At 66.8% G+C, this 24,320-nt stretch carries 25 protein-coding genes; 13 read left to right on the top strand and 12 right to left on the bottom strand.

Annotation, left to right across the window (positions count from 1 at the left end):
- Positions 1-124 precede the first annotated feature (124 nt).
- Positions 125-1,741 (top strand): exodeoxyribonuclease VII large subunit, encoded by a 1,617-nt coding sequence (xseA, locus tag QX070_RS09235; RefSeq protein ID WP_315736572.1) that lies wholly within the window; start codon positions 125-127, stop codon positions 1,739-1,741.
- 7 nt (positions 1,742-1,748) lie between these two features.
- Here the strand turns inward: xseA and QX070_RS09230 are convergent, their stop codons facing one another.
- The gene (locus tag QX070_RS09230; RefSeq protein WP_315736571.1) at positions 1,749-2,579 is read right to left on the bottom strand and encodes a dienelactone hydrolase family protein; all 831 of its coding nucleotides are present in this window, start codon (positions 2,577-2,579) and stop codon (positions 1,749-1,751) included.
- A 201-nt stretch (positions 2,580-2,780) separates the two neighbouring features.
- Between QX070_RS09230 and QX070_RS09225 the strand changes: the two genes are divergently transcribed.
- Positions 2,781-3,008 carry a DUF2093 domain-containing protein gene (locus QX070_RS09225; RefSeq protein ID WP_315736570.1) on the top strand — a complete coding sequence of 76 codons (228 nt, stop codon included), beginning with the start codon at positions 2,781-2,783 and terminating at the stop codon, positions 3,006-3,008.
- Here the strand turns inward: QX070_RS09225 and lpxK are convergent.
- The 6 genes from lpxK to QX070_RS09195 are packed head-to-tail and all read right to left on the bottom strand — an operon-like array spanning position 2,978 to position 8,546.
- A complete protein-coding gene (gene lpxK / locus QX070_RS09220; protein ID WP_315736569.1) occupies positions 2,978-4,003 on the bottom strand; it encodes a tetraacyldisaccharide 4'-kinase in 1,026 nt (341 codons plus the stop codon). The genes QX070_RS09225 and lpxK overlap by 31 nt on opposite strands.
- Complete coding sequence (locus QX070_RS09215; protein ID WP_315736568.1) at positions 3,996-5,303, bottom strand: 3-deoxy-D-manno-octulosonic acid transferase; 1,308 nt, start codon at positions 5,301-5,303, stop codon at positions 3,996-3,998. The genes lpxK and QX070_RS09215 overlap by 8 nt, the downstream gene beginning before the upstream one ends.
- Positions 5,296-6,036, bottom strand: coding sequence for a lysophospholipid acyltransferase family protein (locus QX070_RS09210; protein WP_315716682.1), 741 nt, complete (start codon positions 6,034-6,036; stop codon positions 5,296-5,298). The genes QX070_RS09215 and QX070_RS09210 overlap by 8 nt, the downstream gene beginning before the upstream one ends.
- A gap of 17 nt (positions 6,037-6,053) precedes the next feature.
- A complete protein-coding gene (locus QX070_RS09205; RefSeq protein ID WP_009031572.1) occupies positions 6,054-6,293 on the bottom strand; it encodes a DUF4170 domain-containing protein in 240 nt (79 codons plus the stop codon).
- Positions 6,294-6,352: 59 nt separating this feature from the next.
- Positions 6,353-7,099, bottom strand: a complete 747-nt coding sequence (locus QX070_RS09200; protein ID WP_315737058.1) for a 3'(2'),5'-bisphosphate nucleotidase CysQ — start codon at positions 7,097-7,099, stop codon at positions 6,353-6,355.
- Between the two features lie 58 nt (positions 7,100-7,157).
- Complete coding sequence (locus QX070_RS09195; RefSeq protein ID WP_315736567.1) at positions 7,158-8,546, bottom strand: TldD/PmbA family protein; 1,389 nt, start codon at positions 8,544-8,546, stop codon at positions 7,158-7,160.
- Between the two features lie 284 nt (positions 8,547-8,830).
- On the opposite strand from QX070_RS09195, the gene QX070_RS09190 reads away from it, so the two are divergent.
- A complete protein-coding gene (locus tag QX070_RS09190) occupies positions 8,831-9,355 on the top strand; it encodes a DUF6101 family protein (protein ID WP_315736566.1) in 525 nt (174 codons plus the stop codon).
- Here QX070_RS09190 and ubiA read toward each other — a convergent pair whose 3' ends face one another.
- The 3 genes from ubiA to QX070_RS09175 all read right to left on the bottom strand — a co-directional run bounded on the left by ubiA (position 9,356) and on the right by QX070_RS09175 (position 11,641).
- Positions 9,356-10,288 carry a 4-hydroxybenzoate octaprenyltransferase gene (gene ubiA / locus QX070_RS09185; RefSeq protein WP_315736565.1) on the bottom strand — a complete coding sequence of 311 codons (933 nt, stop codon included), beginning with the start codon at positions 10,286-10,288 and terminating at the stop codon, positions 9,356-9,358.
- Positions 10,285-10,938 (bottom strand): hypothetical protein, encoded by a 654-nt coding sequence (locus QX070_RS09180; protein ID WP_315737057.1) that lies wholly within the window; start codon positions 10,936-10,938, stop codon positions 10,285-10,287. The genes ubiA and QX070_RS09180 overlap by 4 nt, the downstream gene beginning before the upstream one ends.
- Positions 10,939-11,221: 283 nt before the next feature.
- Positions 11,222-11,641, bottom strand: coding sequence for a hypothetical protein (locus QX070_RS09175; protein WP_315736564.1), 420 nt, complete (start codon positions 11,639-11,641; stop codon positions 11,222-11,224).
- Positions 11,642-11,850: 209 nt separating this feature from the next.
- On the opposite strand from QX070_RS09175, the gene QX070_RS09170 reads away from it, so the two are divergent.
- From QX070_RS09170 to QX070_RS09145, 6 genes are all read left to right on the top strand, one after another.
- The gene (locus QX070_RS09170) at positions 11,851-12,603 is read left to right on the top strand and encodes a 16S rRNA (uracil(1498)-N(3))-methyltransferase (protein ID WP_315736563.1); all 753 of its coding nucleotides are present in this window, start codon (positions 11,851-11,853) and stop codon (positions 12,601-12,603) included.
- 117 nt (positions 12,604-12,720) lie between these two features.
- Positions 12,721-13,881, top strand: a complete 1,161-nt coding sequence (locus tag QX070_RS09165; protein ID WP_315736562.1) for an ATP phosphoribosyltransferase regulatory subunit — start codon at positions 12,721-12,723, stop codon at positions 13,879-13,881.
- Positions 13,878-14,855: an ATP phosphoribosyltransferase gene (gene hisG, locus QX070_RS09160; RefSeq protein WP_315736561.1), complete on the top strand. Its 978-nt coding sequence runs from the start codon at positions 13,878-13,880 to the stop codon at positions 14,853-14,855. Before QX070_RS09165 ends, hisG begins: the two co-directional genes overlap by 4 nt.
- A 70-nt stretch (positions 14,856-14,925) precedes the next feature.
- Positions 14,926-15,969: a glycosyltransferase family 2 protein gene (locus QX070_RS09155; RefSeq protein ID WP_315736560.1), complete on the top strand. Its 1,044-nt coding sequence runs from the start codon at positions 14,926-14,928 to the stop codon at positions 15,967-15,969.
- Positions 15,966-16,808, top strand: coding sequence for a ChbG/HpnK family deacetylase (locus QX070_RS09150; RefSeq protein WP_315736559.1), 843 nt, complete (start codon positions 15,966-15,968; stop codon positions 16,806-16,808). The genes QX070_RS09155 and QX070_RS09150 overlap by 4 nt, the downstream gene beginning before the upstream one ends.
- A 223-nt stretch (positions 16,809-17,031) precedes the next feature.
- Positions 17,032-17,832, top strand: a complete 801-nt coding sequence (locus QX070_RS09145; protein WP_315736558.1) for a DUF2076 domain-containing protein — start codon at positions 17,032-17,034, stop codon at positions 17,830-17,832.
- 89 nt (positions 17,833-17,921) lie between these two features.
- On the opposite strand, the gene QX070_RS09140 is transcribed toward QX070_RS09145, so the two are convergent.
- On the bottom strand, positions 17,922-18,713 hold the full coding sequence (locus QX070_RS09140) for a L,D-transpeptidase (RefSeq protein ID WP_315736557.1): 792 nt from the start codon (positions 18,711-18,713) through the stop codon (positions 17,922-17,924).
- Positions 18,714-19,020: 307 nt separating this feature from the next.
- On the opposite strand from QX070_RS09140, the gene QX070_RS09135 reads away from it, so the two are divergent.
- Entirely contained in the window at positions 19,021-19,800 is a 780-nt protein-coding gene (locus tag QX070_RS09135) for a protein phosphatase CheZ (RefSeq protein WP_315736556.1), read from the top strand.
- 140 nt (positions 19,801-19,940) lie between these two features.
- Here QX070_RS09135 and QX070_RS09130 read toward each other — a convergent pair whose 3' ends face one another.
- Positions 19,941-20,447: a hypothetical protein gene (locus QX070_RS09130; protein WP_315736555.1), complete on the bottom strand. Its 507-nt coding sequence runs from the start codon at positions 20,445-20,447 to the stop codon at positions 19,941-19,943.
- Positions 20,448-20,779: 332 nt separating this feature from the next.
- Here QX070_RS09130 and groES point away from each other — a divergent pair, with 332 nt between their 5' ends.
- The 3 genes from groES (at position 20,780) to QX070_RS09115 (ending at position 24,174) form a co-directional block, all read left to right on the top strand.
- Positions 20,780-21,076, top strand: coding sequence for a co-chaperone GroES (groES, locus tag QX070_RS09125; RefSeq protein WP_008961387.1), 297 nt, complete (start codon positions 20,780-20,782; stop codon positions 21,074-21,076).
- Positions 21,077-21,197: 121 nt separating this feature from the next.
- Positions 21,198-22,841, top strand: a complete 1,644-nt coding sequence (gene groL, locus QX070_RS09120) for a chaperonin GroEL (protein ID WP_315736554.1) — start codon at positions 21,198-21,200, stop codon at positions 22,839-22,841.
- A 142-nt stretch (positions 22,842-22,983) separates the two neighbouring features.
- Positions 22,984-24,174: a hypothetical protein gene (locus QX070_RS09115; protein ID WP_315736553.1), complete on the top strand. Its 1,191-nt coding sequence runs from the start codon at positions 22,984-22,986 to the stop codon at positions 24,172-24,174.
- The last annotated feature ends 146 nt before the right edge of the window (positions 24,175-24,320 follow it).

The following is a 24,320-nucleotide window of genomic DNA, read 5'->3' as shown; positions in this document are numbered from 1 at the left end:
TCCAACTCCCATCTATTTAGAGTACTCTGTATTGCAGAGTTATCGAAAAGGCAACGGCTTGATTGGCGGCGGACGCGGAAAGCCCCTACCTTGGCAACTGCTCCCCGAACCGAATCAAACAGCGATGCCGCCTGCGGAAGCCTTGCCCAACGCGCCCGAATTCACCGTCACCGAGCTGTCCTCGGCGCTGAAGCGCACGGTCGAGGACCAGTTCGGCCATGTCCGGGTGCGCGGCGAGATCACCGGCTTTCGCGGGCCGCATTCCTCGGGGCATTGCTATTTCGCGCTCAAGGACGAGAGCGCCAAGATCGAAGCGGTGATCTGGAAGGGCGTGCACGGCCGCATGCGCTTCAAGCCCCAGGAAGGGCTCGAGGTGATCGCCACCGGCAAGCTCACCACCTACCCGAATTCGTCGAAGTACCAGATCGTCATCGAGGCGCTGGAGCCGGCCGGGATCGGCGCGCTGATGGCGCTGATGGAGGAGCGCAAGCGGAAGCTCGGCGCCGAAGGACTGTTCGATCCCGCACGCAAGCAACTGCTGCCGTGGCTGCCCGAGGTGATCGGCGTCGTCACCTCGCCGACCGGGGCAGTCATCCGCGACATCCTGCACCGGCTCGAGGACCGCTTTCCTCGCCGCGTGCTGGTCTGGCCCGTGAAGGTGCAGGGCGAAGGCTCGGCCGAGCAGGTTGCCGCCGCGATCCGCGGCTTCAACGATTTGCCGCAGGATGGCCCGATCCCGCGGCCCGACGTGCTGATCGTCGCGCGCGGCGGCGGCTCGCTGGAGGACCTGTGGTCGTTCAACGAGGAGATCGTGGTCCGCGCCGCGGCCGAGAGCATGATCCCGCTGATCTCGGCGGTCGGCCACGAGACCGACGTGACCTTGATCGATTTCGCCGCCGACAAACGTGCGCCGACGCCGACAGCAGCCGCGGAAATGGCGGTGCCGGTGCGCAGCGAGCTGATGCAGGAGGTCGCAAGCCTCGCGCGCCGTGTCAGCGTCTGCTGGCAGCGCGGCCAGGAGAGCCGCCGCAACGAGCTGCGCGCCGCCGCGCGCGCCCTGCCCGGCGCCGGCGATCTGCTCGCCATTCCCAGGCAGCGGCTGGATACGGCGGCCGCCAGCCTGCCGCGCGCGCTCAAGACCAACACGCATGTGCACTTTCGCCAGTTCGCAGCGGCGAGCGCCAAGCTCACTCTGCGCGTGCTGCACGCGCAGATCGCGCAATCGCGCCATCGCCTCATCGCTTCGTCCGAGCGGCTGTCGCTGTCGTCGCGCGGCCAGCTGCACCGGCGGCGCGAGCGATTCGAGGCGCTCGACGCCCGCTTCAAGGCCTCGCGCCAGGCCTATGCGCAGGCCAAGCGCCAGGCCATCGGTCGCGAGCGCGACCGAACCGAACGTCTTGCCGAGCGGGCCCGGCGCGCGTTGCAGACTCAGCTCCAGCGCCTGACGGCCCGCGTGGGACAGAACGAAAAGCTCCTCACCGCGCTGTCCTATCGCAGCGTGCTGGCGCGTGGATTTGCGCTGGTGCGCGACGAGGCCGGCCATCCGTTGCACCATGCCGCGAGCATCGGTCCGGGCGCCGCACTCTCGATCGAATTTGCGGACGGCAAGGTCGCGGCCACGGCCGGCGCGGACCGCTCGCTTCCAGCCGCGGCGCCAGCATCGCCAAAAGCCCCGCGTGAGGGCAAGCCTTCGGCACCGAAGCGCACGCCCGATCCCGCCGATCAGGGCAGCCTGTTCTGAGTGGTGCTCAGCGCGCGAGCCAATCGGCCACGAGCTTCTGCGCATCGGCACGCGCCTCGGGATCCGAGCCGACATGACCGCGCTCGGGCGCCCCGGCGTCCGACCCTGCGACTTGATGCAGCGGCAGGTTCACACGATCGAAATCGTGATAGGCGCCGGGATAGATGACGATGCGGGTCAGCGCGCTGCGGCCGCGCGCGCCATCGATCATCTGTCGGCACGCCGGCGGCGAATAGACGTCGTCCAGGCCGCCGATCAGCACCAATGTCGGGACGCGCGTGCTCCAGCCGAGGCCGGACGAGGCGCGGCAATCCGGATAGAACGCCACCGCCGAGCGGAAATCCGGCGAGACATGCTCGGGCAATTGCGGGCGCACCGCCCACAACAGCGCGCTCGCGCCGCTGGCCCAGCCGACGAGGCTGACCCGGTCGGGCATCGCCCAGGCTTGCTCCGCCAGCCATTTCTGCGCGATCACGATGTCGGCGACACGCTCGCGCCGGCCGCTGATACGACGCTCCTTGACGCGGCATTGCGGGCCCAGTCCGCGCGAGCCGTAGCTGTCCGGTAGCAGGACGGCCTTGCCGTCCTTGACCAGTTCCTCGGCCCAGTCGCGATAGCGCGGCAGCACCGGCTCGGAGCGGCCGGAAAGCCCGCCGCAGCCGTGCAGCGCGACGACGACCGGAAATGGGCCGGCCCCCTTCGGCCGGTAGAGCTGGGCGCGCAGCACATAGCTTCCCGAGGGGATCTCGACCGCGACGGGCGCCGGCAATGGCTCAGCCAAGGCTGAAAACGCCGTGGCGCAGAGCATTGAGACGACGATGGCGACGAGGGAGCGCATCAAACCAGCCGGGCGGGACAAGCGGCGGATATTGAAACCTAGCTAGCACGGAGTTTCGAGCAGAAGCATCACAAATCAGTGGGTTTGCGCGGGGGGACAGGGCCCCCCATCTATGCTAGGAAATCATCGAAATTCGGCCTGTCGTGTGCGCGCTGCGCCTGCGTAGGGGGACTTCACGTCAAGGAATTGGAGATCGCGGACGTGCTCAACAAGTTTGGTCCCTCGGGCCAGGGCGAGGCGCAGGTGCAGTATCTGGACGGCGATTTCCGCGTGATCTCACCGGGAAGCTATGTGCGCTGCGCGGTCACCGATGTGCGGATTCCGCTGGACGAGCTGAAGTATTGGAGTGTCGATCTGCAGGAAGCCTATGCCCTGCCGAGCGCCGTGCTGCAGCGGCACTATCCGGGCGCATTGAAGGCCAGCGGCTGACCGTTCCGCTTCGCTGACAGCCGCTGCACAACCAGCGCGCGCAACGCGGCGAGATCGCCGAACTGCAGTGTCACTGGGAATGCCATGACATCGGGCGCGGCCTCGTGGCCGCGGAACCGCACGAGATCTTTTTCCGTGGTCACCATGGCAAATCCATCACGCCTGGCTTCGTTGGCAAGGGCTACAACGTCGGCCGTCGTGAATGGGTGGTGATCCGGAAAGGCACGCTCCCGCCTGACGTCGAGACCGGCGCCGCGAAGGGTGCGGAAGAATCGGGCGGGATCGCCGATCCCGGCGAACGCCAGCAGCGGCCTGCCCTGCAACGCCGCGACGATCTGCGCATCGGGCTGCAACGCGGCTGAAAACACCGGCTTGCCGGCCGCCAACACATGTGAGGCGACCGCCTCGCTGGCTCGGCCGCTGCCGATCACGACCAACGCGTCGGTGCGCGCCAGCTGCGGTGGCAGCGGCGCGCGCAACGGGCCGGCGGGAAACACCTCGGAATTGCCGAGGCCGCGCGCACCGTCGATCACGATCAACGCGAGATCCTTGGTGATCGACGGATTCTGAAAGCCATCGTCCATCAGAATGACGGAGGCGCCCTGCGCCTTGACGAGACCGATGCCGTCGGCGCGGTTGCGCGCCACGACGACCGGCACCCACGCCGCCATCATCAGCGGCTCGTCGCCGACATCGGCAGCCTCATGGACAGCTGGATCGACGACAACGGGCCCGTGCAGCCGGCCACCATAGCCACGGCTCAGCACCACCGGCTGCTCGCCGAGGTCACGCAGCATATCGGTCAGCGCCAGCACGGTCGGCGTCTTGCCGGCTCCGCCGACATGGAAATTGCCGACGCAGATCACCGGCAAGCCGGCATCGACGCCGGCTTGCGCCATGCGGCGTGCGGCAACGGCGCCGTAGAGTTTCGAGAGCGGGAACAGCAGACGCGATTGCCAGGACGGCGGCCGATGCCAGAAGGCCGGCTCACGCATCGCCGGCTGCCCCCATTTCGAGCCTGACCTGCAATAGATACGGCTCCAGCGCCGACAGCGTCCGCTCCAGCGCGCCACCGAGCTGATCGACCACGCGCGTTCCTGCCGCAACCAGGCTGTTGCCGGCTGCGGGATCAGCGAGCAGCTGCCGGAGTTGGCGGATCAGCGCCTCCTGATCGTGGGCGAGCCTGGCTCCCCCGGCTTTGTCCAGCGACTCATAGACGTCGGTGAAGTTGAACACGTGGGGTCCGTGCACGATGGCCGCGCCGAGCTTGACGGCCTCGATCGGATTCTGGCCGCCATGCTCGACCAGCGACCCGCCCATGAACACGACCGGCGCCAGCCGGTAGAACAGGCCGAGCTCACCCATCGTGTCGGCGACGTAGATGTCGGTGCCTGCGAGCGGCTGTTCCTCGCGCGAACGCAAGGCGCCCTGCAGGCCGGCGCTTGCGACGAGTTCGGCGACGACCGGGCCACGATGCGGATGGCGCGGCACGATCACGGTGAGCAGCGACGGATAGGTAGCCGACAAGGCCTTGTGGGCCGCGATCAGGATCTCGTCCTCGCCGGGATGCGTGGAGGCGGCGACGACGACCGGACGGCCGCGCGTCATCGCCGTGAGCCGATCGAGCTTCGCCGGATCGGCGGGCGGCGCCGGCACGTCGAGCTTGAGATTGCCGGTGGTGATGACGGTGCGCGCGCCGAGCGCGGAGAACCGGTCGGCGTCCGCCTGCGACTGCGTCAGGAAGAGATCAAAGCGTCCCAGCAGGGCGGAGATGGTGCCGGACATGCGGCGCCAGCGCGGGAACGAGCGCGGCGACATGCGGCCGTTGATCACCACCATCGGCACCCGCCGCGAGGCGCCGGCGAGGATGAGATTCGGCCAGAGGTCCGACTCGATGAACAGCCCGAGCGAGGGACGCCAATGATCGAGAAAGCGCTCCACGAAGCGCGGCGTGTCATAGGGCACGTATTGGTGGATCACGTCGGGCGGGAAGCGCTTGGCCACGATGGCGGCCGACGTCACGGTGCCGGACGTGATGAGGATGCGGATGTTGAGCTCACGCAGCCGCTCGATCAGCGCCGCCGCCGCCAGCACCTCGCCGACGCTGGCACCGTGAATCCAAACCAGCGGACCCAGCGGGCGCGTGTCGTGGCTCAGGCCGCGCCGCTCGTCGGTCCGCTCGGGATCCTCCTTGCCATGCTTGAGCCGCTGTCTGATCAGTGCCGGCGCAAGCGGCACCGCCGCCGAGGACAACCCGCGGTAGACACGCAGGGCCATCGGCAGCGGCCTAGGCACTTGATGCTCCCGACGCGACCGGCGGAGGACAGGCCTCGGGACGGCCGACGATCTCATAGGCGCGGCGCATGCACTCGTTCAGCGTCGCCTCGAGGTCGAGACGCGCCTCTTCCATCATCGCGGCGTCGGCATCGCGCGGCACGTTGATTTCCTTGATTCCCACCAATGCGCCGCGGCCGAATGGCAAATTGATGGTGGTGCTGTCCCAGTTCTTCAGGCGGATGAAGCGGCTCGTGACCATTGCGAACGGCATGATCGGACGTCCTGATTCGCGCGCGAGCATGATGATGCCCAGCCCCGCAATCCGCGCACGCTTCGGCACATCGGCGGTCGATGCCACATTATAATTGTCTTCGAGCGCCCGCACCATCTCCTTGAACGCCCCCACCCCGCCTTTCCGGTGGAAGGAGGAGCCATGATCGCCGGAGCCGCGGATGGTTCCGATGCCGAGCCGCTCGGCGGCGATCGCGTTGAACTCGCCGTCGCGATGGCGGGAGATCAGCACCTTGGCGCGATAGCTCGGCTTGTTCTTGATGAAGGGTGTCAGCAGATGCTGGCCGTGCCAGAACGCGAAGATCGCCGGCATCTGCGGCTCGACGATGTCGTAGACCTCGGGCGGCTCATAGGTGAAGCGATTGGTCAGCCACACAAGGCGCAGGTACTCGGCCGCGAGGAACCCGACGGCGCGCTGGAACCAGCCGCTACGCAGCGTATTGCGGATCAGGTGTTTCAAGTCGCGAGCTTTGCGTCTTACTTCGCATCCTGACCGGGATCGAGCAGCCGGTGCAGGTGAACGATGAAATAGCGCATGTGGGCGTTGTCGACCGTCATCTGCGCCTTGGCGCGCCAGGCGGCGTGGGCCGCCGCGTAGTTCGGATAGACGCCAACGATATCGACCTTGTCGAGATCCTTGAATTCGTTCTTGTCGAGATTGATGAGCTCGCCGCCGATCACGAGGTGAAGGAGCTGCTGCGAGGCGCTATCTGTCATCGGTATTGTTTCCTAGTCAACGCCTTGCAGGCGACGTGGAGGGTGCGATCCAGGGGCGTTCAGTCCGGCGGTAACCTGCGATACTGCGCGACGATGTCGGCATGTCGGTCGCGGCCCGCTGCCACCAGCATCCCGTGCACCACCTCCGGACGATTATAGAGGATCGCCTCGCCGGACAACGCGGTCATTTTACCCCCCGCTTCCTGCACGATCAAATGAGCCGCCGCAAGATCCCAATCGCGGCTTTGCCCGCCTGCAAAAGCGGCATCGAGCCCGCCATGCGCGACACGGCACAGGCGCAGCGCCAATGATCCGATTCGCGGATGGAGTTCAATCCGCGCAGAACTCGGAGCCAACCGCTCAACCAACGGTTTTGGACCGGCCACCCGCGCGAAGTCGAGCACGCGTCCGGTCGAGGCCTGAACCCGCTCGTCGTTCAACGTGGTGCCGCTGCCGCGGGCGGCAAAGAAGAACTCCTCGCTGACCGGGACATGCACCGCGGCGAGTATCGGCGCACCGTGCTCGACCAGCGCGACGCTCACGCACCAGTCGTTGCGGCCGCCGAGATAGGACCGCGTGCCATCGATCGGATCGACGATCCAGACCCGCGACCGACCGAGTCTCGCCCGATCATCCGCGCTCTCTTCGGACAGCCAACCGTAATCCGGCGTTGCCGATCGCAGCCTGAGCTCAAGCAGCGCATTGACCGCCATGTCGGCTTCGGAGACGGGCGACGACGCACCCTTGGTCCATTTGCGCAACTCCGTTCCGAACATCGAACGTGCGAGCTCGCCGGCTTCGCGCACCGCCTCCTTCAGGAGCCTGGCGTCTGCCGCGAGGCTGGTCTCGTCCGGTTTCTCGATCTCACCGTCCGCCAAGCGTCAATCCTTCGATGCGCACCGTCGGCGCATTGACGCCATAGCGGAATTCCAGATCGCTGGCAGGCGTCATCGACTTGAAGATCTCGAACAGATGCCCGGCGATCGTCACCTCGCTCACGGCATAGCCGATCTCGCCATTCTCGATCCAGAAGCCGGACGCGCCACGGCTGTAGTCCCCGGTGACGCCGTTGACGCCCGAGCCAATCAGGTCGGTGACGTAGAAGCCCTGCTTGATGTCCGAGATCAGCTCCTTGGCTGTCACGACGCCGGCTTCGAGATGCAGATTGAACGGACCGGGCGAAGGCGACGACGACACGCCGCGATGGGCGTGGCCGGTCGTCACCATGCCGAGCTCGCGCGCGGTGCCCGAATCCAGCAGCCACGTCGTCAGCACGCCATCGTCGACCAGCGCGGTCTGCTTCACCTTCACGCCCTCGGCGTCGAACGGCTGCGACCGCAGCCCACGCTTGCGCAGCGGATCATCGATGATGCGGATACCCTTGGCGAACAGTTGCGCGCCGAGCTTGTCCTTGAGGAAGCTGGTCTTGCGCGCGATCGAGGCGCCATTGATGGCGCCGACCAGATGTCCGACCAGCGAGCCGGACACGCGGGGATCGAACACGACCGGCACCTGGCACGTGGCAACCTTGCGCGGATTGGCGCGCGCCACCGCGCGTTCGCCAGCGCTGCGCCCGACGGCCGCGGGCGCCAGCAGGTCGGCGCCGTGCGGAGCCGCCGTGTAGTCGTAGTCGCGCTCCATCCCGGTGCCTTCGCCGGAAATGGCGGTCGTCGAGATGCTTTGGCTCGAGCGCAGATAGGCGCCGTGAAAACCGTCGCTCGTGACCAGCACCATGCCGCCGATGCCGGTCGAGGCCGACGCACCACCGGACTTCGTCACGCCCTTCACGCCGAGCGCGGCAGCCTCCGCCTCCTGGGCACGGCGCTCCAGCTCTGCGGTCGAGGGAATCTGCGGATCGAGCAGGTCGAGCTCGGGAATGTCGCGCGCCAGCAGCGCCGGATCGGCGAGGCCGACATATTGGTCGTCAGGCGCCACCCGCGCCATCGCCACGGCCCGCTCGGCCAGCCGCGCCACGCCGTCCCCGCTGACGTCGTTGGTCGACACCACCGCCTGGCGCTTGCCGACGAGAACGCGCAGGCCGACATCGTCGCCTTCCGAGCGCTCGGATTCCTCGACGCGCCCGTCACGGACCTCGACGCCTTGCGAGATGCCGCGCACCGCGATGGCGTCGGCGGCATCGGCGCCGGCCTTCCTCGCGGCTTCCACCAGCCGCTCGGCGAGCGTTCGCAGGGCGGACTGGTCGAGCAGATCTGATTGGGCTGATGTCGACGATGAGGCTGAGGAAGAGGTCACGAACACGATCCGATCGATGTCAGGTGGGCGGCGAAGACGGCTCAATCCAAAGGAAATGTGGCCTGTTCACGCCGACTTCAAGCAGGACGGCAGACGGCACATCGGATTGTCGGCAAATCGGCAAGGTCTCGTCAATCATGCGGGGCAAGCGCTTGTCAATCATGACGGTAGGAGGATCACGCGTGAGATCTGATTAACCAGGCTTGTTAAGCCGATACGGGCGATCCGCGTGGCAAGGTCACACGCATCGACCGGGAGCATAATCCCGGCGGGGAGACCAAGCCGTGAGGCGTCAAACAGCAACAGGCGGAAGCCATTCCGCTGGGTCGGGCCGCGCCCTGCGGCTCGACCCTCTTTCCCTGCCCGTCTCGTACAGCGCGCACGATACCCGTGCCGATGGCGGAATCCGGCAGATCGAATTGCACCGGGAGCGCGTGGTCCTGCGTCGTGCCGTCAGCGGCATGCGCATGGCCCTGAACCTCCGCGTCAGCGATTTCCTCGGCATAGGCGTGCGCGAGATCGACGACACACAGGTGATGCTGGTGCTCGTCCACCGCGACCCTTCCCTGACCATCCCGCTCTGCGTCAGCGACGACCAGAACGAGATCGTTGCTGCGTGGGCGATGTGGAGCGAGACCTTCGCGCTGCCCCAGTTGCAGGACCCGCGCCGGGAGGCCACGCCGCGCCGCCGCCGCCGCAACGCGATCCGCTCGCGCCGCCCGCGCTTCCTGATGCGACGCCGTGTCGGCTACCAGCTCAATCCAGCCTCGATCCATCGCGGCGAGCGCGAGATCGTCGCGCGCAACTGATCAGGTTGCGCGCAGCACGGCATCGACCAACAGCCCTGCGAACAGCAGCAGTCCGGCATCGCGGTTCGACTTGAACACCCGCAGGCACAGCGCCGGATCGGCGATATCCAGACGCCGGATCTGCCAGCCGAGATGGGCGGCAAAACACGCCAGCCCGAGCCACGCCGCGACATGCACGTGGGCGGTCGCGAACGCGGCCCCAATCAGGATGACGGCCAGACTGTAGAAGATGACCAGCGCCAGATGCGTGCGGTCGGCAAACAGGCGCGCGGTCGACTTGATGCCGATCAGCGCGTCATCCTCGGCGTCCTGATGCGCGTAGATCGTGTCATAGGCGATCACCCACGAGATCGACCCGGCGTAGAGCAGCAGCGCGGTGGCATCGATGCGGCCGAACGCGACCGCAAATCCCATCAGCGCGCCCCACGAGAAGGCGAGACCCAGCACGACCTGCGGCCACCAGGTGACACGCTTCATGAACGGATAGATCGCGACGATCAGCAACGAGGCGATGCCGGTGGCGATCGCGAACCGGTTGAACTGCAGCAGCACCACCAGGCCGATCAGGGCCTGCGCCACCAGGAAGGCGAGCGCCTGCTTCACGCCGACCTGACCGGCGGGAATCGGTCGCGAACGTGTGCGCTCCACCTTGGCGTCGAGATCGCGGTCGGTGATGTCGTTCCAGGTGCAGCCGGCGCCACGCATGACGAACGCGCCGACGAAATAGAGCCCGATCCACGCCGGCAACATGGATAGGTTCCCGGCGATCCCAGCAGCCAGAGCGGCCGACCACCAGCACGGCATCAGCAGCAGCCACGATCCGATCGGGCGATCGAAGCGGGCGAGACGCAGGTAGGGCCGGCTCCAGACCGGCGCCAGCGTATCGACCCAATTGCCGGTCGCGTCAGCAACGCGGACGGCCGTGTCGCTCATCGGGTGAGAACGTTGCCGGTCATGGTGTCGAAGGCGGATCCGCCCTTCTTGGTCGTGTTGGCCTCAGGCAACGCGGCCGACGAGCCCAGGACGTCGCTCAGGCTCGGAGCGGAGGGCCTTCCGGCCCCCGACTGCATCTGCGCCGCCACGGCACAGACCTTCTTTTCCAGCGCGTCGGTGTTCTTGTGACCGGCCTTCAGCTGATCGGCGATCTGCTGGGGAATGCCGCAGCTCGCCGAATGCGCCTCGACATATTTGATCATCTTCACTTCGGCCTTGCCGAAATTTGCGATCAGCTTGCAGGCCTCGTCAGGCGAGGCCTTGCGGTCGCTCGCGGCCTTGATCAGCTTGCCGCGACGCTCGGCTTCCTCGCGCAGCGGAATGAACTCCTTCATGCAGCTCTCCGGCGGGCCACCCTGCGGCGCGGCTCCCATCGGGGCCGGCTGGAAGCCACCACCGCCGCCGAACGCCGAGGCGCCTGGACTGGGGAACGGACTTGCCGGAGCTGCGGCCCGGGTCGGCGCCGCGCCGTTGATGGGCGGAAACGGCGAGCTGCTGGTCTGGGCCTGACCAGGCATCGGCGCGGGAAAGGAGCTCTGCGCGGAGAGCTGCCCTGTGGAGAGCACCAGGGCGGCAATGGCGAGCGGCATGAAAGACTGGCGGACGATCAAGGCTGGTTCTCCGGTAAGACCAAGAATCCTCAACACTTCCGGATGAAAGCACGATCCGATCCGGGGCTTTTACGATTCTCGCCCGTCCAGCACAACCGCGGAGTTGATCACAGCCGCGGCGGAGGGACGCAGCCGGGTTCCAACCGGCGCGGAGGCCCAAAACGAGGTCCTTCCCGAACATCGGGGCCCAAAATCCGTTCACTCGGCGCCCTCGCCCACCTGGTCAGGCCGGAGTCGCCAGTTCGGCGGCCGGCGGGACGGTTCACGTCGCCGTGCAGACCTTGCGCATCACGGCCAGGGTGTTTTCGTGATTCGCCTTCAGCTGATCGGTGATCTTGGGCGGGATGCCGCAGAGTGAGGCATGGGCGACCGCGTAGTCGATCATCTTGGTCTGGGCGAGCTCGTAGTCATGCACCAGCTGGCAAGCCTCGCCGGGCGCGAAACGCCGCTCGGTCGCCGCCTTGAGCAGCTTGGCCCGGCGGGCGGTCTCGTCCCGCAGCGGGGTGAACTCCTTCAGGCAGGTTTCGGGCGGGCGAAAGCCGGCCGCTGCGGCACCACCCGGCACCGCGGGAGCCGCTTGCTGGGGCGGAGCAGCGATCGCCTTGTCGTCGGCCCGGGACGGCCCGGCGACCGTCACCACGATGACCGCGGCAAGCGCCCAAGTCGAATGTCTCAAGATCAAGGCCGTTCTCCGCTTCAAGGCTCACGGAATCGTCGGATGTCCGTCCCCAAGGGACGACCGGCGGGATCGAACCGGTAAAATCTGTCGACAGCACGGCCGAAAGGCGCCATCGCCAATACCCGATACAACACCCCGTGACGGCTCCGCCGGCTTTGCGGCCGGCGCGTGGTCTGGTTAAGCAACATCCATCATCGGCACCGCTTCGCTCCATGCCCGCATACGACTTCACCGCCCCGCGCCTGTTCGTCGACGCACCCCTGCAGGAGGGAGGCACGGTCGCGCTCGACCGCAATCAGGGCAACTATCTCGGCAACGTCCTGCGTCTCGGCACCGGCGATCACGTCCTGGTCTTCAACGGCCGCGACGGCGAATGGCGGGCCGTGATCGAGGGCCGCAAGCGGCCAGATGGCCTGACGATCCAGCAGCAGAGCCGGCCCCAGGATCACCTGCCGGACATCGCCTACGTCTTCGCACCGCTCAAGCACGCGAGGCTGGACTACATGGTGCAGAAGGCGGTCGAGATGGGCGCCTCGCGCCTGGAGCCGGTCATCACCCGTCACACCCAGGTGTCGCGCGTGAATGGCGAGCGCATGCGCGCCAACGTGGTCGAGGCCGCCGAACAATGCGGCATCCTCAGTCTCGCCGAAGTCAAGGACCCGGTGCCGCTGGAGCGCTTCCTCGCGCAGCGGCAATCTGAGCGGCTGCTGGTGTTCTGCGACGAGGCCGCCGAATTGGCCGATCCGCTGCAGGCGCTGCGCGGCGGCAAGGATCCGGCCGGCATCGACCTGCTGATCGGACCGGAGGGCGGTTTTGCCGACGACGAGCGGGCGCTGCTGCTCCGCCAGCCGCACGTGATCAGACTCGCGCTGGGCCCGCGCATCCTGCGCGCGGATACGGCCGGCGTTGCCGCCCTCGCCGTGATCCAGGCGACGCTCGGGGACTGGACCGGCCCCCGCGGTTAAGGCATCCGGCCAATTGTGGCTTGCCGCGGCCATTCGCAGTCGAAACCGTCAAACGGCCATGCTAAGGGGCAGCCGCGGCCTCCAGAGGCGCCCACTCCACTTTGGAACTCGATCGACATGACCGGACCCGCTCCAACCGGACCCGCCGCGTGGGCGGACATGCTGCTGCAATCCTTCGCCCAGGCCGGCTATGAGCGGGCCGAACCGGCGATCCTGCAGCCGGCCGAGCCATTTCTCGATCTCTCCGGGGAGGACATCCGCAAGAGCCTCTATCTGACCGGCGACGCCGCCGGCGAAGAGCTCTGCCTGCGCCCCGACCTGACCATTCCCGTCGCCCGTGACTACCTCGCCTCGGCCCGCGCCGGGCATCCGGCTGGCTTCAGCTATCTCGGTCCAGTATTTCGTTACCGCGAGGGCCGCCCGAGCGAGTTCCTGCAGGCCGGCATCGAGTCGTTCGGCCGTCAGGATCGGCCCGCCGCGGATGCCGAAATGCTGGCGCTGGCGATCGAGGCGACCGCCACCGCCGGCCTTGCCGCGGTGGATATCCGCACCGGCGACGTCGCGTTGTTCACGGCCTTGATCGACGCCCTCGATCTCTATCCGGTATGGCGGCGGCGGCTGACCAAGGACTTCAACCGCAAGCGCACCCTGGCGCAGGACCTCGAGCGGCTGGCGATCGCCTCGGTGGCCCCGCGCAACGAGTATGAAGGGGTGCTCGCCGCCTTGGCCGGCTCCGACCGCAAGGCGGCGCTCGCCCTGGTCACCGACCTGATGTCGATTGCCGGCGCAACGGCGGTCGGCGGCCGCACGGTGGCGGAGATCGCCGACCGCTTCCTCGAGCAGTCCACCCTCAAGAGCGGCGCGCTGCCGCGTGACGCGCTGGACCGTATCAAGCGCTTCCTCGCCATCAGCGGGAGCCCGACCGAGGCTGTCCAGCAGCTTCGCGCGCTCGCCGCCGACGCCAAGCTCGACATTTCAGCGGCGATCGACACGTTCGAGGCCCGCGCCGGCTTCATGGCCCAGCGCGGCATCGACATCACCAAGGTGCGCTTCGCCACGTCGTTCGGCCGCGGCCTCGACTACTACACCGGTTTCGAGTTCGAACTGCATCATCCGGGCAATGGCGACGAGCCACTGGTCGCCGGCGGCCGTTATGACGGCCTGCTGAGCCAGCTTGGCGCCGCCGAGTCGATTCCGGCCGTCGGCTTCTCGATCTGGATCGAGCGCCTGGCCCAGAGCAGCGCCGTCGGCAAGTCCCCGCGCGGGAGAGCATCATGAGCGGCCCCCTCGTCCTCGCCGTTCCCTCCAAGGGACGTCTGCAGGAGAATGCCGAAGCCTTCTTCGGCCGCGCCGCATTGAACCTGTCCAAGCCCGGCGGCGCTCGCGACTATCGCGGCACCATCGCAGGTCTCGACAATGTCGAGATCGCCTATCTCTCTGCGAGTGAGATCGCCTCGCAACTGGCGCGCGGCACCGTGCATCTCGGCGTCACCGGCGAGGATCTCGTGCGCGAGAGCATCACCGATGCCGACAAGCGCGTGCTGCTGATCGATACGCTCGGCTTCGGCGGCGCCAACGTCGTCGTCGCCGTGCCGCAGGCCTGGATCGACGTCCGCACCATGGCCGATCTCGATGACGTCACCACCGGTTTTCGCGCCCAGCATAATCGCCGCATGCGCGTCGCCACCAAGTACATCAACCTGACGCGCGGCTTCTTCGCCGCCCATGGCATCGTCGATTACCGCATCGTCGAGAGCGCCGGCGCCACCGAGGGCGCGCCGGCGGTGGGCACCGCCGAGCTGATCGTCGACATCACCAGCACCGGCTCGACGCTCGCCGCCAATGGGCTGAAGGTGCTGGACGACGGCGTGATCCTGCGCAGCCAGGCCAATCTGGTCGCCTCCCGCGACGCCGACTGGTCGGAGGGGCCGCGCGAGAGCGCCCGGATCATTCTCGACCACATCCATGCCCGCGCCCGCGCCAGCAAATACCGCGAGGTCCGCACCCGCTTCAAAGGGTGCGACGCAGCAATGCTGACCGAGGCGCACAACCGCTTCGGCGTCGTGGCGCCGTTCGGCGGCCCGACCTCGTCCGGCATGCTCACCCTGCACTGCCCGCCGGCGCAGATCTACGCGCTCGGCAGCTTTCTGCGCGCGCATGGCGCCGAGACCGTCTCGGTCGCCTCGCTCGACTATGTGCTCGACCGCGAAAATCCGCTGTTTGCTCGCCTCGAGGCCTTCCTGCGATCATAAATCGCCGTTCATCGTAGCGACAGGCGAGCGCAGCTACCATATGTTGGTAGCAGAACGAGGACGCTGAGCAATGCTGGGAACTGACGTGTCGGATCTGACCACGACTGCGGCCGACGCCGCGTCGCAGGGATTGTCGATCGTTATCCCCGTCTACAACGAGGGCGCGGGACTGACGGCGCTGCACGAGCGGCTGAATAATCTCGCCCGTACGCTGCGCCAGCGCTTCGGTCTCGCCTGTGAGCTCGTCTATGTCGACGATGGCAGCCGCGACAATACGCTCGCGATTGCGCGCACCTTGCAGGCCGATGCGCTCGACATCCAGGTCGTCTCGCTGTCGCGCAATTTCGGCAAGGAGGCCGCGCTGATGGCCGGCCTCGATCATGCCCGGCGCGGCGCCGTGCTGTTCATGGACGGCGATGGCCAGCATCCGCCGGCCCTGGTCGAGCAGCTCGTCACGCACTGGATCAAGGACGGCTATGACGTCGTCTATACCGCCAAGGCGCATCGCGACAACGAGCCGTTCCTGCGCCGCGTCGCCGTGCACGGCTTCTACGCGCTCATCAACTGGGGCGCGCGGCAGAAGATCCCGGAGGATGCCGGCGACTTCCGGCTGCTGTCGCCGCGCGCGGTGGCGGCGCTGCGGCAATTGCCCGAGCGCAACCGCTTCTTCAAAGGACTCGCGAGCTGGATCGGCTTCCGCCAGATCCGCGTCGACTACGAGCCTGCCGCGCGTGCCCATGGCGTGACGGCCTTCAACCTGACCAGCCTGCTCGGCCTGTCGATCGAAGGCCTGACCTCGTTCTCGGTCGCCCCGCTGCGGTTCGCCAGTCTGCTCGGAATCCTGCTCGCCTCGGCGGCCTTTCTGTTCGGCCTCTCGATCCTGTGGGAGACTTTAGCTACCGGCAAGTCGGTGCCCGGCTATCCCTCGCTGATGGTCGGCCTGATGACGATCGGCGGCGTGCAGCTGATCATGATCGGCATCATGGGCGAGTATATCGGCAAGATCCTGTCCGAGCTGAAGGCGCGGCCGATCTACTTCGTCGCCGAGCACAGCGAGAAGCGTGCAGCGCTCGATGCGCGCAGCGACGGCGCCGAGAGGAACGCCGCCGAATGAGCGCGACGCCGCACCGGCGCATCTGGCTGTGCGCCGATGACTATGGCATCAGCCCCGGGGTTAACAGCGCCATCCGAGACCTGATCGCGCGCGGTCGGCTGAACGCAACCTCGGTGATGACCGTGGGCGCCGCGATCGGGCGCGACGAGGTGACGGAGCTGACCAAGGTCGCGTCCGACAGCCCGCGTTGCGCCATCGGCCTGCACGTCACGCTGACCGCGCCATTCCGGCCCCTGACGATGCATTTCCGTCCCTCGGAAGGCGGCATGTTCCTGCCCTTCCCGAAGCTGCTGCGCGCCGGACTGACCCGCCGGCTCGATCCCGAGATGATCCGTGCCGAGGTCCTGGTTCAGCTTGCAGCGTTCGGCGATTTGTTCGGTCGCGCCCCCGATTTCGTCGACGGCCACCAGCATGCCCAGCTCTATCCGCAGGTGCGCGAGGGCTTTCTCGCCGCCGTCAAGGAAACTGCGCCCACGGCCTGGGTGCGCCAGGGCGGCCGCAATCTGCCCCTGATGCAGCGGCTGGCGGCACCGAAAGCGCTGCTGCTGGACGTGCTCAGCGCGCAATTCCGCCGTCAGGCCAGGCGGGCCGAGATCGCCTTCAATCCCGGCTTCGCGGGCGCCTACGACTTCACCAAGGCCTCCGACTTCGGAGCTTTGATGGATGGCTTCCTCGACGAGTTGCCCGAGCATGGGCTGGTGATGTGCCACCCCGGTTTCGTCGATGACGTCCTCATCGAGCTCGATCCGCTGACGGTGCAGCGCGAGCATGAGCACGCCTATCTTGCCGGCGAGCATTTTCCGGGCCTGTTGGAGCGCCGCAAGGTGACGCTCGGCTGATGGATGTTTCGCGTGCCCCGGCGAACAAAACCCGGCGCGGCGGCGTTCGAAGTGGGAGGGAGGCAGGCATGCCGTCCGCCTTCGGCTTCCGAAACGCCTCGCAAGTGCAAAGACGCTTTGTCGCATACGGAAATTTAATCCGCGCCCCGGCTGGCCGGGCCACAAAGTCCCCCTAAATCTTGGCCGCGCTTGGCCGGAACAAGGCAAGCGGCAGGAGAACGACATGACACCGCAAGAACGCCAACTCATCGACGATCTGTTCGACCGGCTTGCCACGTTGGAGAGTGCACCGCGTGATCCGGAGGCTGCCGCCGCCATCGCCCAGGCGCTGCAGCGGGCTCCCAATGCCGTCTATGCGCTGGTCCAGACGGTGCTGGTGCAGGACGAGGCCCTGAAGCGCGCCAACGCCCGCATCGAGGAGCTGCAGCACGCCCAGGCCCCGCAGGGCCAGTCCGGCGGCTTCCTCGATTCGATGCGCGACAGCATCTTCGGCTCGGGCAGCCGCGGTTCGGTCCCCAACGTGCCGCCGCCCTCGCAGAGCCGCCCGGTCTGGAACAGCGGCCAGGCGATACCCCCGGGCTACCAGGGCCAGCCCGGCTATCCCGGTCAGCCCGGCCCTTACGATCAGGGCGGCTTCGGCCAGCCGCGCGGCGGCATGTTCGGCGGTGGAGGCGGCTCGTTCCTCGGCACGGCGGCGGCCGCAGCGGCCGGCATGGTCGGCGGCTCGCTGCTGCTCGGCGGCATCCGCTCGATGATGGGCGGCGGGTCGCATCAGGCGTTCGGTGACACCACGATCATCGAGGAGCGGGGCGGCGGTGCCAGCCCGTGGAGCGGCGACCAGTCCGGCGGCTCGCTGGCGCGCGATGCCGGTCTCGACGACATCGGCCGCCCGGGCGGCGACGGCGGCCGGGCCGGCCTGTTCGACCAGGCGAGCCATGACGACAGCGGCAATGACAGCGACGCGGCCGACTTCGATGCCGATGACGGCTATGGCGACGACGACGGTGGCAGCGACTACGCGTGAAGCTCCCGGGTCGCAGCCAACTCAAAAATGCAAAGGCCGCCCTCCACGGGCGGCCTTTTTCAGTTGCTGATGTCGCGCAGCGGCGGTCGTCAGAGCACGATGACCCGGGCACCGACGTTCACGCGGCCATAGAGGTCGATGACGTCCTCGTTGCGCATCCGGATACATCCTGACGAGACGTTGGTGCCGATCGTCCATGGCTCGTTCGAACCGTGGATCCGATACAGCGACGAGCCGAGATACATCGCGCGTGCGCCGAGCGGGTTCTGCGGTCCGCCCTCCATGTGCCGCGGCAGGTCGGGCCGGCGCGCGAGCATCTCCGGCGGCGGCGTCCAGTCCGGCCATTCGCGCTTGGCCGAGATCGTCTTCACGCCCGACCAGGTGAAGCCGGGGCGACCGACGCCGATGCCATAGCGGAGCGCCCTGCCCTCGCCCTGGACCAGATAGAGGAACTTGTTCGGCGTATCGATGACGATCGTGCCCGGCCGTTCTTTGCCGTCATAGTCAACGATCTGTTTCTCGTATTTCGGATCGAGTGGCCGCTGCGTCTGCTCATAGGCCTCCTCATCCGGCAATCCCTGCTGCGGGACCATGCCCGGCGCCAGCCGCTGCGGCTCGTAGTAGGACGGCTGCTGCTGGTACATCGGCTGTCCCGGCGGAGGCGCGCCGCGGCCGCCTTGCGGATCCCCGAACAGGAATTCGATGAAGCCGCCGCCCATGCGCGAGCGTTCGACATAGGCGGTGCGCACCGGCGCGGACTGCTGCGGCGGGCCGCTATAGATCACGGTCGGCTGCTGAAATCCCTGGGCCGCGGCGCGGCCCAGACCTGCATGGAAAACGCATGCGCCGGCCAGCAGCGCTGCGGATACTGATTTGAACATCGACGTACTCTGTACTGTTTCGTCTGAAGACTGTTCATCGCGCGAGGCAAATGCGCCGCCGCGTATCGTCAATAAAGAGCAAAACCCGATCGCTTTGGTAAACGCGGGAGGCGCCGGGATTTACCATCGCTGCATACGTCGGCGGTTTTGATCGCTAGCGTTTATTTTGCGTGAAGGCCGCTGGCGCATGGTTAATCGTTGACGCACGATGCACGCCAGCGTTGCTCAACGGCGGTTCCTGGCGTGAACGCGATGTTAAATAGCCTCTGCGTAGAACTGATCCGAGCAAAAGGTCAGGGATACTATCATGGCTGTTCGCAAGCGTTTCCGTATCGAAGAAGCAATCGTCGGCCATATGCCGGAGCCTGAATTCGTGGGTGGCGAGATCGGCCCCAACCACAAGGAAATCATGGACGAGCTCCGCGCGATCCGCTCCCAGATGGCCAATGCGATCCGCAGCGGCGGCAGCAACACGGCGAACGCCGCCATCGAAGAGTCCGCCGCACGCGAGGTCGCCGAAGCGCGCGCGCTGCTCGAGACCTATCGTGCCCAGATCGAGCAGTGCGAAAAACTCAAGGTCGAGCTCGACCTGATCCACGACGCGATCAACCGCACCAAGGGCGAGATCGCGACCCTCCATGCCAAGAGCTTCAACGGCGAGGAGATGGCCAAGGTCAACGGCGAGCTCGGCGCGGTCGTCGGCGGCACCGAGCAGGCGACGCAGCAGATCCTCGAAGCCGCGGAGGCGATCGACCAGGCCGCCAGCGCGCTGTCCAAGGTGGACTCGGCCGACCAGCAGAAGATCCTGAGCGAAGAGATCCAGGAGCGGGTGGTCTCGATCTTCGAGGCCTGCAACTTCCAGGACCTGACCGGCCAGCGCATCAACAAGGTCATGACCACGATGAAGTTCATCGAGCACCATATCGTGGTGATGATGGACATCTGGGGCGGCGTCGACGCCATCAAGGCGCATACGCCGCCGATCGTCGACCACCGCGAGGGCGACGCCCGGCTGCTGAACGGCCCGAAGGCGGACGGCGACGTCGGCCACGCCTCGCAGGACGACATCGACGCAATGTTCAACTGAGCTCATCCTGCCTGACCGGCGGCCACGCCGGCCAGGGACGGCACCGAGCAGCACCAAGCAAAACGCCGGCGCTTTCGCCGGCGTTTTTCGTTTGGCTTTTGGGTGTGGCCGGGGCTTGTCGCGAGGGCTTCGCCCGGATCTCAGGCGCGCGGTCCGCAGCGGACGTAGACCATCGTCTGGTAACGGGTCGCCGCATCCTTGTCGACGAAGCGGGTGATCAGCACACGGCCGTCAAAGGAGACGACCTCGCGGTCCTGCTCGCCGCCGGGCGGTCCGGCCGGGCCGATATAGTTCTTGCCGCTGGCCGAGCCCTTCAGGCGCAGCTCCTGGGGAGTCGCCTGGTCGGCCAGATGCATCACGACACCGCCGGACGTGCCCGCCCCGATGACATAGGGCTGTTTGCACTGCGCCAACGCCATCTTCTCGGTGCGCGGACGGTCGTTGGGGTTGTTGTAAGCGGCGAGGCCCCATTTGCCGACGAGATCCTCGGGGCGGATCGTCGCCGGAACCTCGGGCTCGACCGGCGCCTCGGTCTGCATGGGGGGCGACGGCGACAGGCTGAAGCCCGTGCACGCTCCCAGAAGCATCGTGAGCGCCGACGCGATCGCGAGATTGGCAACCGGCCGCGCGCACCGTGAACTCGTCATGGCATCCCCTTAGGAACAAGATCGTGGCTGCCCCGTCCGGCAACCAAACCCAAAACGCTCGTCAGAGCAATGACGTCGGATGACGACGCCGCTCCACTAACATGTCTGGCCCGGGACAACATCCCCTAACAGCCTCAAGAACGGCTTAACTGCCGGCCGTTGCTTGACAGGAACAGCCGCAAGCCATATTTCCCCGAGCGGTCTTTAGCACTCGGAGGGCGCGATTGCTAAGGCTGCGAGCCAGTTGGCGCCAAGTGGGCGTCAAATGTGGCCGCATTCAGATTTCCTCCGACAGCAACAAACTTATCCAAGCACCCCAAAAGGGATCCGTCATGGCCAAATCGAAGTTTCGTCCCCTGCACGACCGCGTCGTGGTTAAGCGCATCGACGCCGAAGAGAAGACCAAGGGCGGCATCATCATTCCCGACAGCGCCAAGGAAAAGCCCTCGCAGGGCGAAGTCGTCGCCGTCGGCCCGGGCGGCCGTGATGAGAGCGGCAAGCTGATCCCGATCGACGTCAAGGTCGGCGACCGCGTGCTGTTCGGCAAGTGGTCCGGAACCGAGGTCAAGCTGGACGGCGAGGAGCTCCTGATCATGAAGGAGTCCGACATCATGGGCGTCGTCGCCTGATCCCGACCTGCCGGGGGCGGCGATCAGCCGCCCCGGGCGAAAATGCTCTGCAACCTCGTTCCGGCGACAGACGGGCGATCACGCCCCTCGCCGTCGAGGTCTACTCCAGGAGAATTTTGAAATGGCAGCCAAGGACGTCAAATTCGCTGGCGACGCACGCGACCGCATGCTGCGCGGCGTCGACATTCTCGCCAACGCCGTCAAGGTGACGCTCGGCCCGAAGGGCCGCAACGTCGTCATCGAGAAGAGCTTCGGCGCTCCGCGCATCACCAAGGACGGCGTCACCGTCGCCAAGGAGATCGAGCTGGAGGACAAGTTCGAGAACATGGGCGCGCAGATGCTGCGCGAGGTCGCCTCCAAGACCAACGACACCGCCGGTGACGGCACCACCACCGCGACCGTGCTGGCCCAGGCCATCGTGCGCGAGGGCGCCAAGGCGGTTGCCGCCGGAATGAACCCGATGGACCTCAAGCGCGGCATCGACATCGCGGTGGCCGCCGTGATCAAGGACATCGAGAAGCGTGCCAAGCCGGTCGCCTCGTCCTCCGAGGTCGCCCAGGTCGGCACCATCTCCGCCAATGGCGACGCCGCGATCGGCAAGATGATCGCCCAGGCGATGCAGAAGGTCGGCAACGAGGGCGTCATCACGGTCGAGGAGAACAAGTCGCTCGATACCGAGGTCGACATCGTCGAAGGCATGAAGTTCGACCGCGGCTATCTCTCGCCCTACTTCGTCACCAACGCCGAGAAGATGACCGCCGAGCTCGACGACGTCTACGTGCTCTTGCACGAGAAGAAGCTGTCCGGCCTGCAGGCCATGCTGCCGGTGCTCGAAGCCGTGGTACAGTCGGGCCGTCCGCTGCTGATCATCGCCGAGGACGTCGAGGGCGAGGCGCTGGCGACGCTGGTCGTCAACCGCCTGCGCGGCGGCCTCAAGGTTGCCGCCGTCAAGGCGCCGGGCTTCGGTGATCGCCGCAAGGCGATGCTCGAGGACATCGCGATCCTGACCGGCGGTCAGTTGATCTCGGAAGATCTCGGCATGAAGCTCGAGAACGTCACGGTGAAGATGCTCGGCCGCGCCAAGAAGGTCGTGATCGACAAGGAGAACACCACGATCGTCAACGGCGCCGGCAAGAAGGCCGACATCGAGTCGCGCGTCGGCCAGATCAAGGCGCAGATCGAGGAGACCACCTCGGACTACGACCGTGAGAAGCTGCAGGAGCGTCTGGCCAAGCTCGCCGGCGGCGTCGCGGTGATCCGCGTCGGCGGCGCGACCGAGATCGAGGTCAAGGAGAAGAAGGACCGCGTCGAGGACGCCCTCAACGCGACCCGCGCTGCGGTGCAGGAAGGCATCGTCCCCGGCGGCGGCGTGGCGCTGCTGCGCGCCAAGAAGGCGGTCGGCCGCATCACCAACGCCAATTCGGACGTCCAGGCCGGCATCAACATCGTGCTGAAGGCGCTCGAGGCTCCGATTCGCCAAATCTCCGAGAACGCCGGCGTCGAAGGCTCGATCGTGGTCGGCAAGATCCTGGACGAGAAGTCCGAGACCTTCGGCTTCGACGCCCAGACCGAAGATTATGTCGACATGGTCGCCAAGGGCATCATCGACCCGGCCAAGGTGGTCCGCACCGCGCTGCAGGACGCCTCGTCGGTCGCCGGCCTCCTGGTCACCACCGAGGCGATGGTCGCCGAGCTGCCGAAGGACGCAGCTCCCGCGATGCCGGCCGGCGGCGGCATGGGTGGAATGGGCGGCATGGGCTTCTGAGCCCCCCTTGCATCACCGAGACGTTCAGGAAGGCCGCCTCCGGGCGGCCTTCTTTTTGGCCGAGTGTCCGCGCCCGGGGGTGCAGCGATCGCAAATCGGCGCTACAGCTTAAGGCCGATTCTGCCCCCACAAGGATTTTCAGATGCGCGCGATTTTGCTTGCGCTGGCCGTGATTGCAGCGGCCGCGCCGGAACTCGGTTGGGCCCAGAGCAAGAGCGGGACCAAGGCCCCCGCCAACGAGACTCGGTATTTCACCGCGATCGACGGCCTGATGGACGGCAATGCCGACGTGATCCTGAAGGAGACGCGCCAGGGCAAGACCGTCACCGCCGCCACGCTCGACGTCTGCTATCCCGTCGCAAAGAATTCGGATCGCAAGGACCGCTTCGTGGTCAGCCTCACCGTCAATGGCCAGACCTTGACCGGTGCGACCCAGAGCAACGGCGCCAAGGAGCCGGTCACGGTGAAGCTGAATCGCAAGCCGACCGGCGACACGTTCGAGTTCCGCGGACAGATCGCGATCGGCAAGACCGTCACCGAGGTGGCGTCGACCGACAATTCCGACGTCAGCGAGAAAGAGTTCCAGGAGAGCCAGTCGAGCGACGACGGCATCAGCGCCCAGCCGAAGGACTTCACCGACGTCTCGCCCGAGGCGGTCTCGGTCCGGCTCAAGCTCGACGCGGTGACCGACTTCCTCAAGAGCCTGAAGGGCGAGAACGTCGAAGTTTCGCTGTCGAGCCTCATCGTGAGCTGCGACGCACTGCGCGCGGGCGAGCAGACCATCAGCATGACCGTCGACCCCGAACGAGCCGGCGCACTGATCGCGAAGGCGCGGACCATGAACGGCGTCGTCACCGCCGGCTGGACCGCCGGCACGGTCGAGATGGACCGCACCATCCGCTTTGCGGCGGCCGACTGGCGCGACGGTGACAAGATCAACAAGGACAAGCTGGCGGGCGCCATCTCCGACGTGCTGGCCAAGACCTACAATGCCAGGCCGACGAGTGCGGCGTGGAATCCGGTCAGCGGCAAGCTGAAGCTGACGTTGAAGCGGCCGAGCCAGCTGATGCCGGCGCTCGAGCTGACCGACGTCATCGAGGTCACCGGCCTCGTCTCGGCGGACAAGCCGGGCGGCGCGGACGCGCTGATGCTGTGGATCAGCAGCCCGACGACGACCACCGTCGATGAGGCATCGAGCGCCAAGCTGATCCTGTCGGACGAATCGTCCGGCGACGAGGAAAGCGATACCCGCGACGACGGCGGTGCCATCGACGAGCTGGCGAAGGCCTTCAAGGCCAAGCGCTGGGATGCGGACAACTCTGTCTGGAAGTAAGGCGACGGCAGGCGCCGCGATCTCAGATGCCACCCTCCCCTGGAGGGGGAGGGTCGATCGCACGCGAAGCGGGCGAGCGGGGTGGGGTGACGCCGCGGGCACCGGTGCACGTGGAGAGATCACCCCACCCCGCCTCCCATTCGCTG

Origin of the sequence: Bradyrhizobium sp. SZCCHNR1093 (assembly GCF_032381175.1) — a bacterium.
GTDB lineage: Bacteria > Pseudomonadota > Alphaproteobacteria > Rhizobiales > Xanthobacteraceae > Bradyrhizobium.
Note: the sequence above shows the minus strand (reverse complement) of the source record. Positions and strands in the feature narration are given on the sequence as shown.

Coding starts and splice junctions, on each gene's coding strand:
- xseA (WP_315736572.1), top strand. CDS start 125: ATGCCGCCTGCGGAAGCCTTGCCCAACGCGCCCGAATTCACCGTCACC.
- QX070_RS09230 (WP_315736571.1), bottom strand. CDS start 2,579: ATGCGCTCCCTCGTCGCCATCGTCGTCTCAATGCTCTGCGCCACGGCG.
- lpxK (WP_315736569.1), bottom strand. CDS start 4,003: ATGCGTGAGCCGGCCTTCTGGCATCGGCCGCCGTCCTGGCAATCGCGT.
- QX070_RS09205 (WP_009031572.1), bottom strand. CDS start 6,293: ATGACAGATAGCGCCTCGCAGCAGCTCCTTCACCTCGTGATCGGCGGC.
- ubiA (WP_315736565.1), bottom strand. CDS start 10,288: ATGAGCGACACGGCCGTCCGCGTTGCTGACGCGACCGGCAATTGGGTC.
- QX070_RS09180 (WP_315737057.1), bottom strand. CDS start 10,938: ATGCCGCTCGCCATTGCCGCCCTGGTGCTCTCCACAGGGCAGCTCTCC.
- QX070_RS09170 (WP_315736563.1), top strand. CDS start 11,851: ATGCCCGCATACGACTTCACCGCCCCGCGCCTGTTCGTCGACGCACCC.
- QX070_RS09165 (WP_315736562.1), top strand. CDS start 12,721: ATGACCGGACCCGCTCCAACCGGACCCGCCGCGTGGGCGGACATGCTG.
- hisG (WP_315736561.1), top strand. CDS start 13,878: ATGAGCGGCCCCCTCGTCCTCGCCGTTCCCTCCAAGGGACGTCTGCAG.
- QX070_RS09155 (WP_315736560.1), top strand. CDS start 14,926: ATGCTGGGAACTGACGTGTCGGATCTGACCACGACTGCGGCCGACGCC.
- QX070_RS09150 (WP_315736559.1), top strand. CDS start 15,966: ATGAGCGCGACGCCGCACCGGCGCATCTGGCTGTGCGCCGATGACTAT.
- QX070_RS09145 (WP_315736558.1), top strand. CDS start 17,032: ATGACACCGCAAGAACGCCAACTCATCGACGATCTGTTCGACCGGCTT.
- QX070_RS09140 (WP_315736557.1), bottom strand. CDS start 18,713: ATGTTCAAATCAGTATCCGCAGCGCTGCTGGCCGGCGCATGCGTTTTC.
- QX070_RS09135 (WP_315736556.1), top strand. CDS start 19,021: ATGGCTGTTCGCAAGCGTTTCCGTATCGAAGAAGCAATCGTCGGCCAT.
- QX070_RS09130 (WP_315736555.1), bottom strand. CDS start 20,447: ATGACGAGTTCACGGTGCGCGCGGCCGGTTGCCAATCTCGCGATCGCG.
- groES (WP_008961387.1), top strand. CDS start 20,780: ATGGCCAAATCGAAGTTTCGTCCCCTGCACGACCGCGTCGTGGTTAAG.
- groL (WP_315736554.1), top strand. CDS start 21,198: ATGGCAGCCAAGGACGTCAAATTCGCTGGCGACGCACGCGACCGCATG.
- QX070_RS09115 (WP_315736553.1), top strand. CDS start 22,984: ATGCGCGCGATTTTGCTTGCGCTGGCCGTGATTGCAGCGGCCGCGCCG.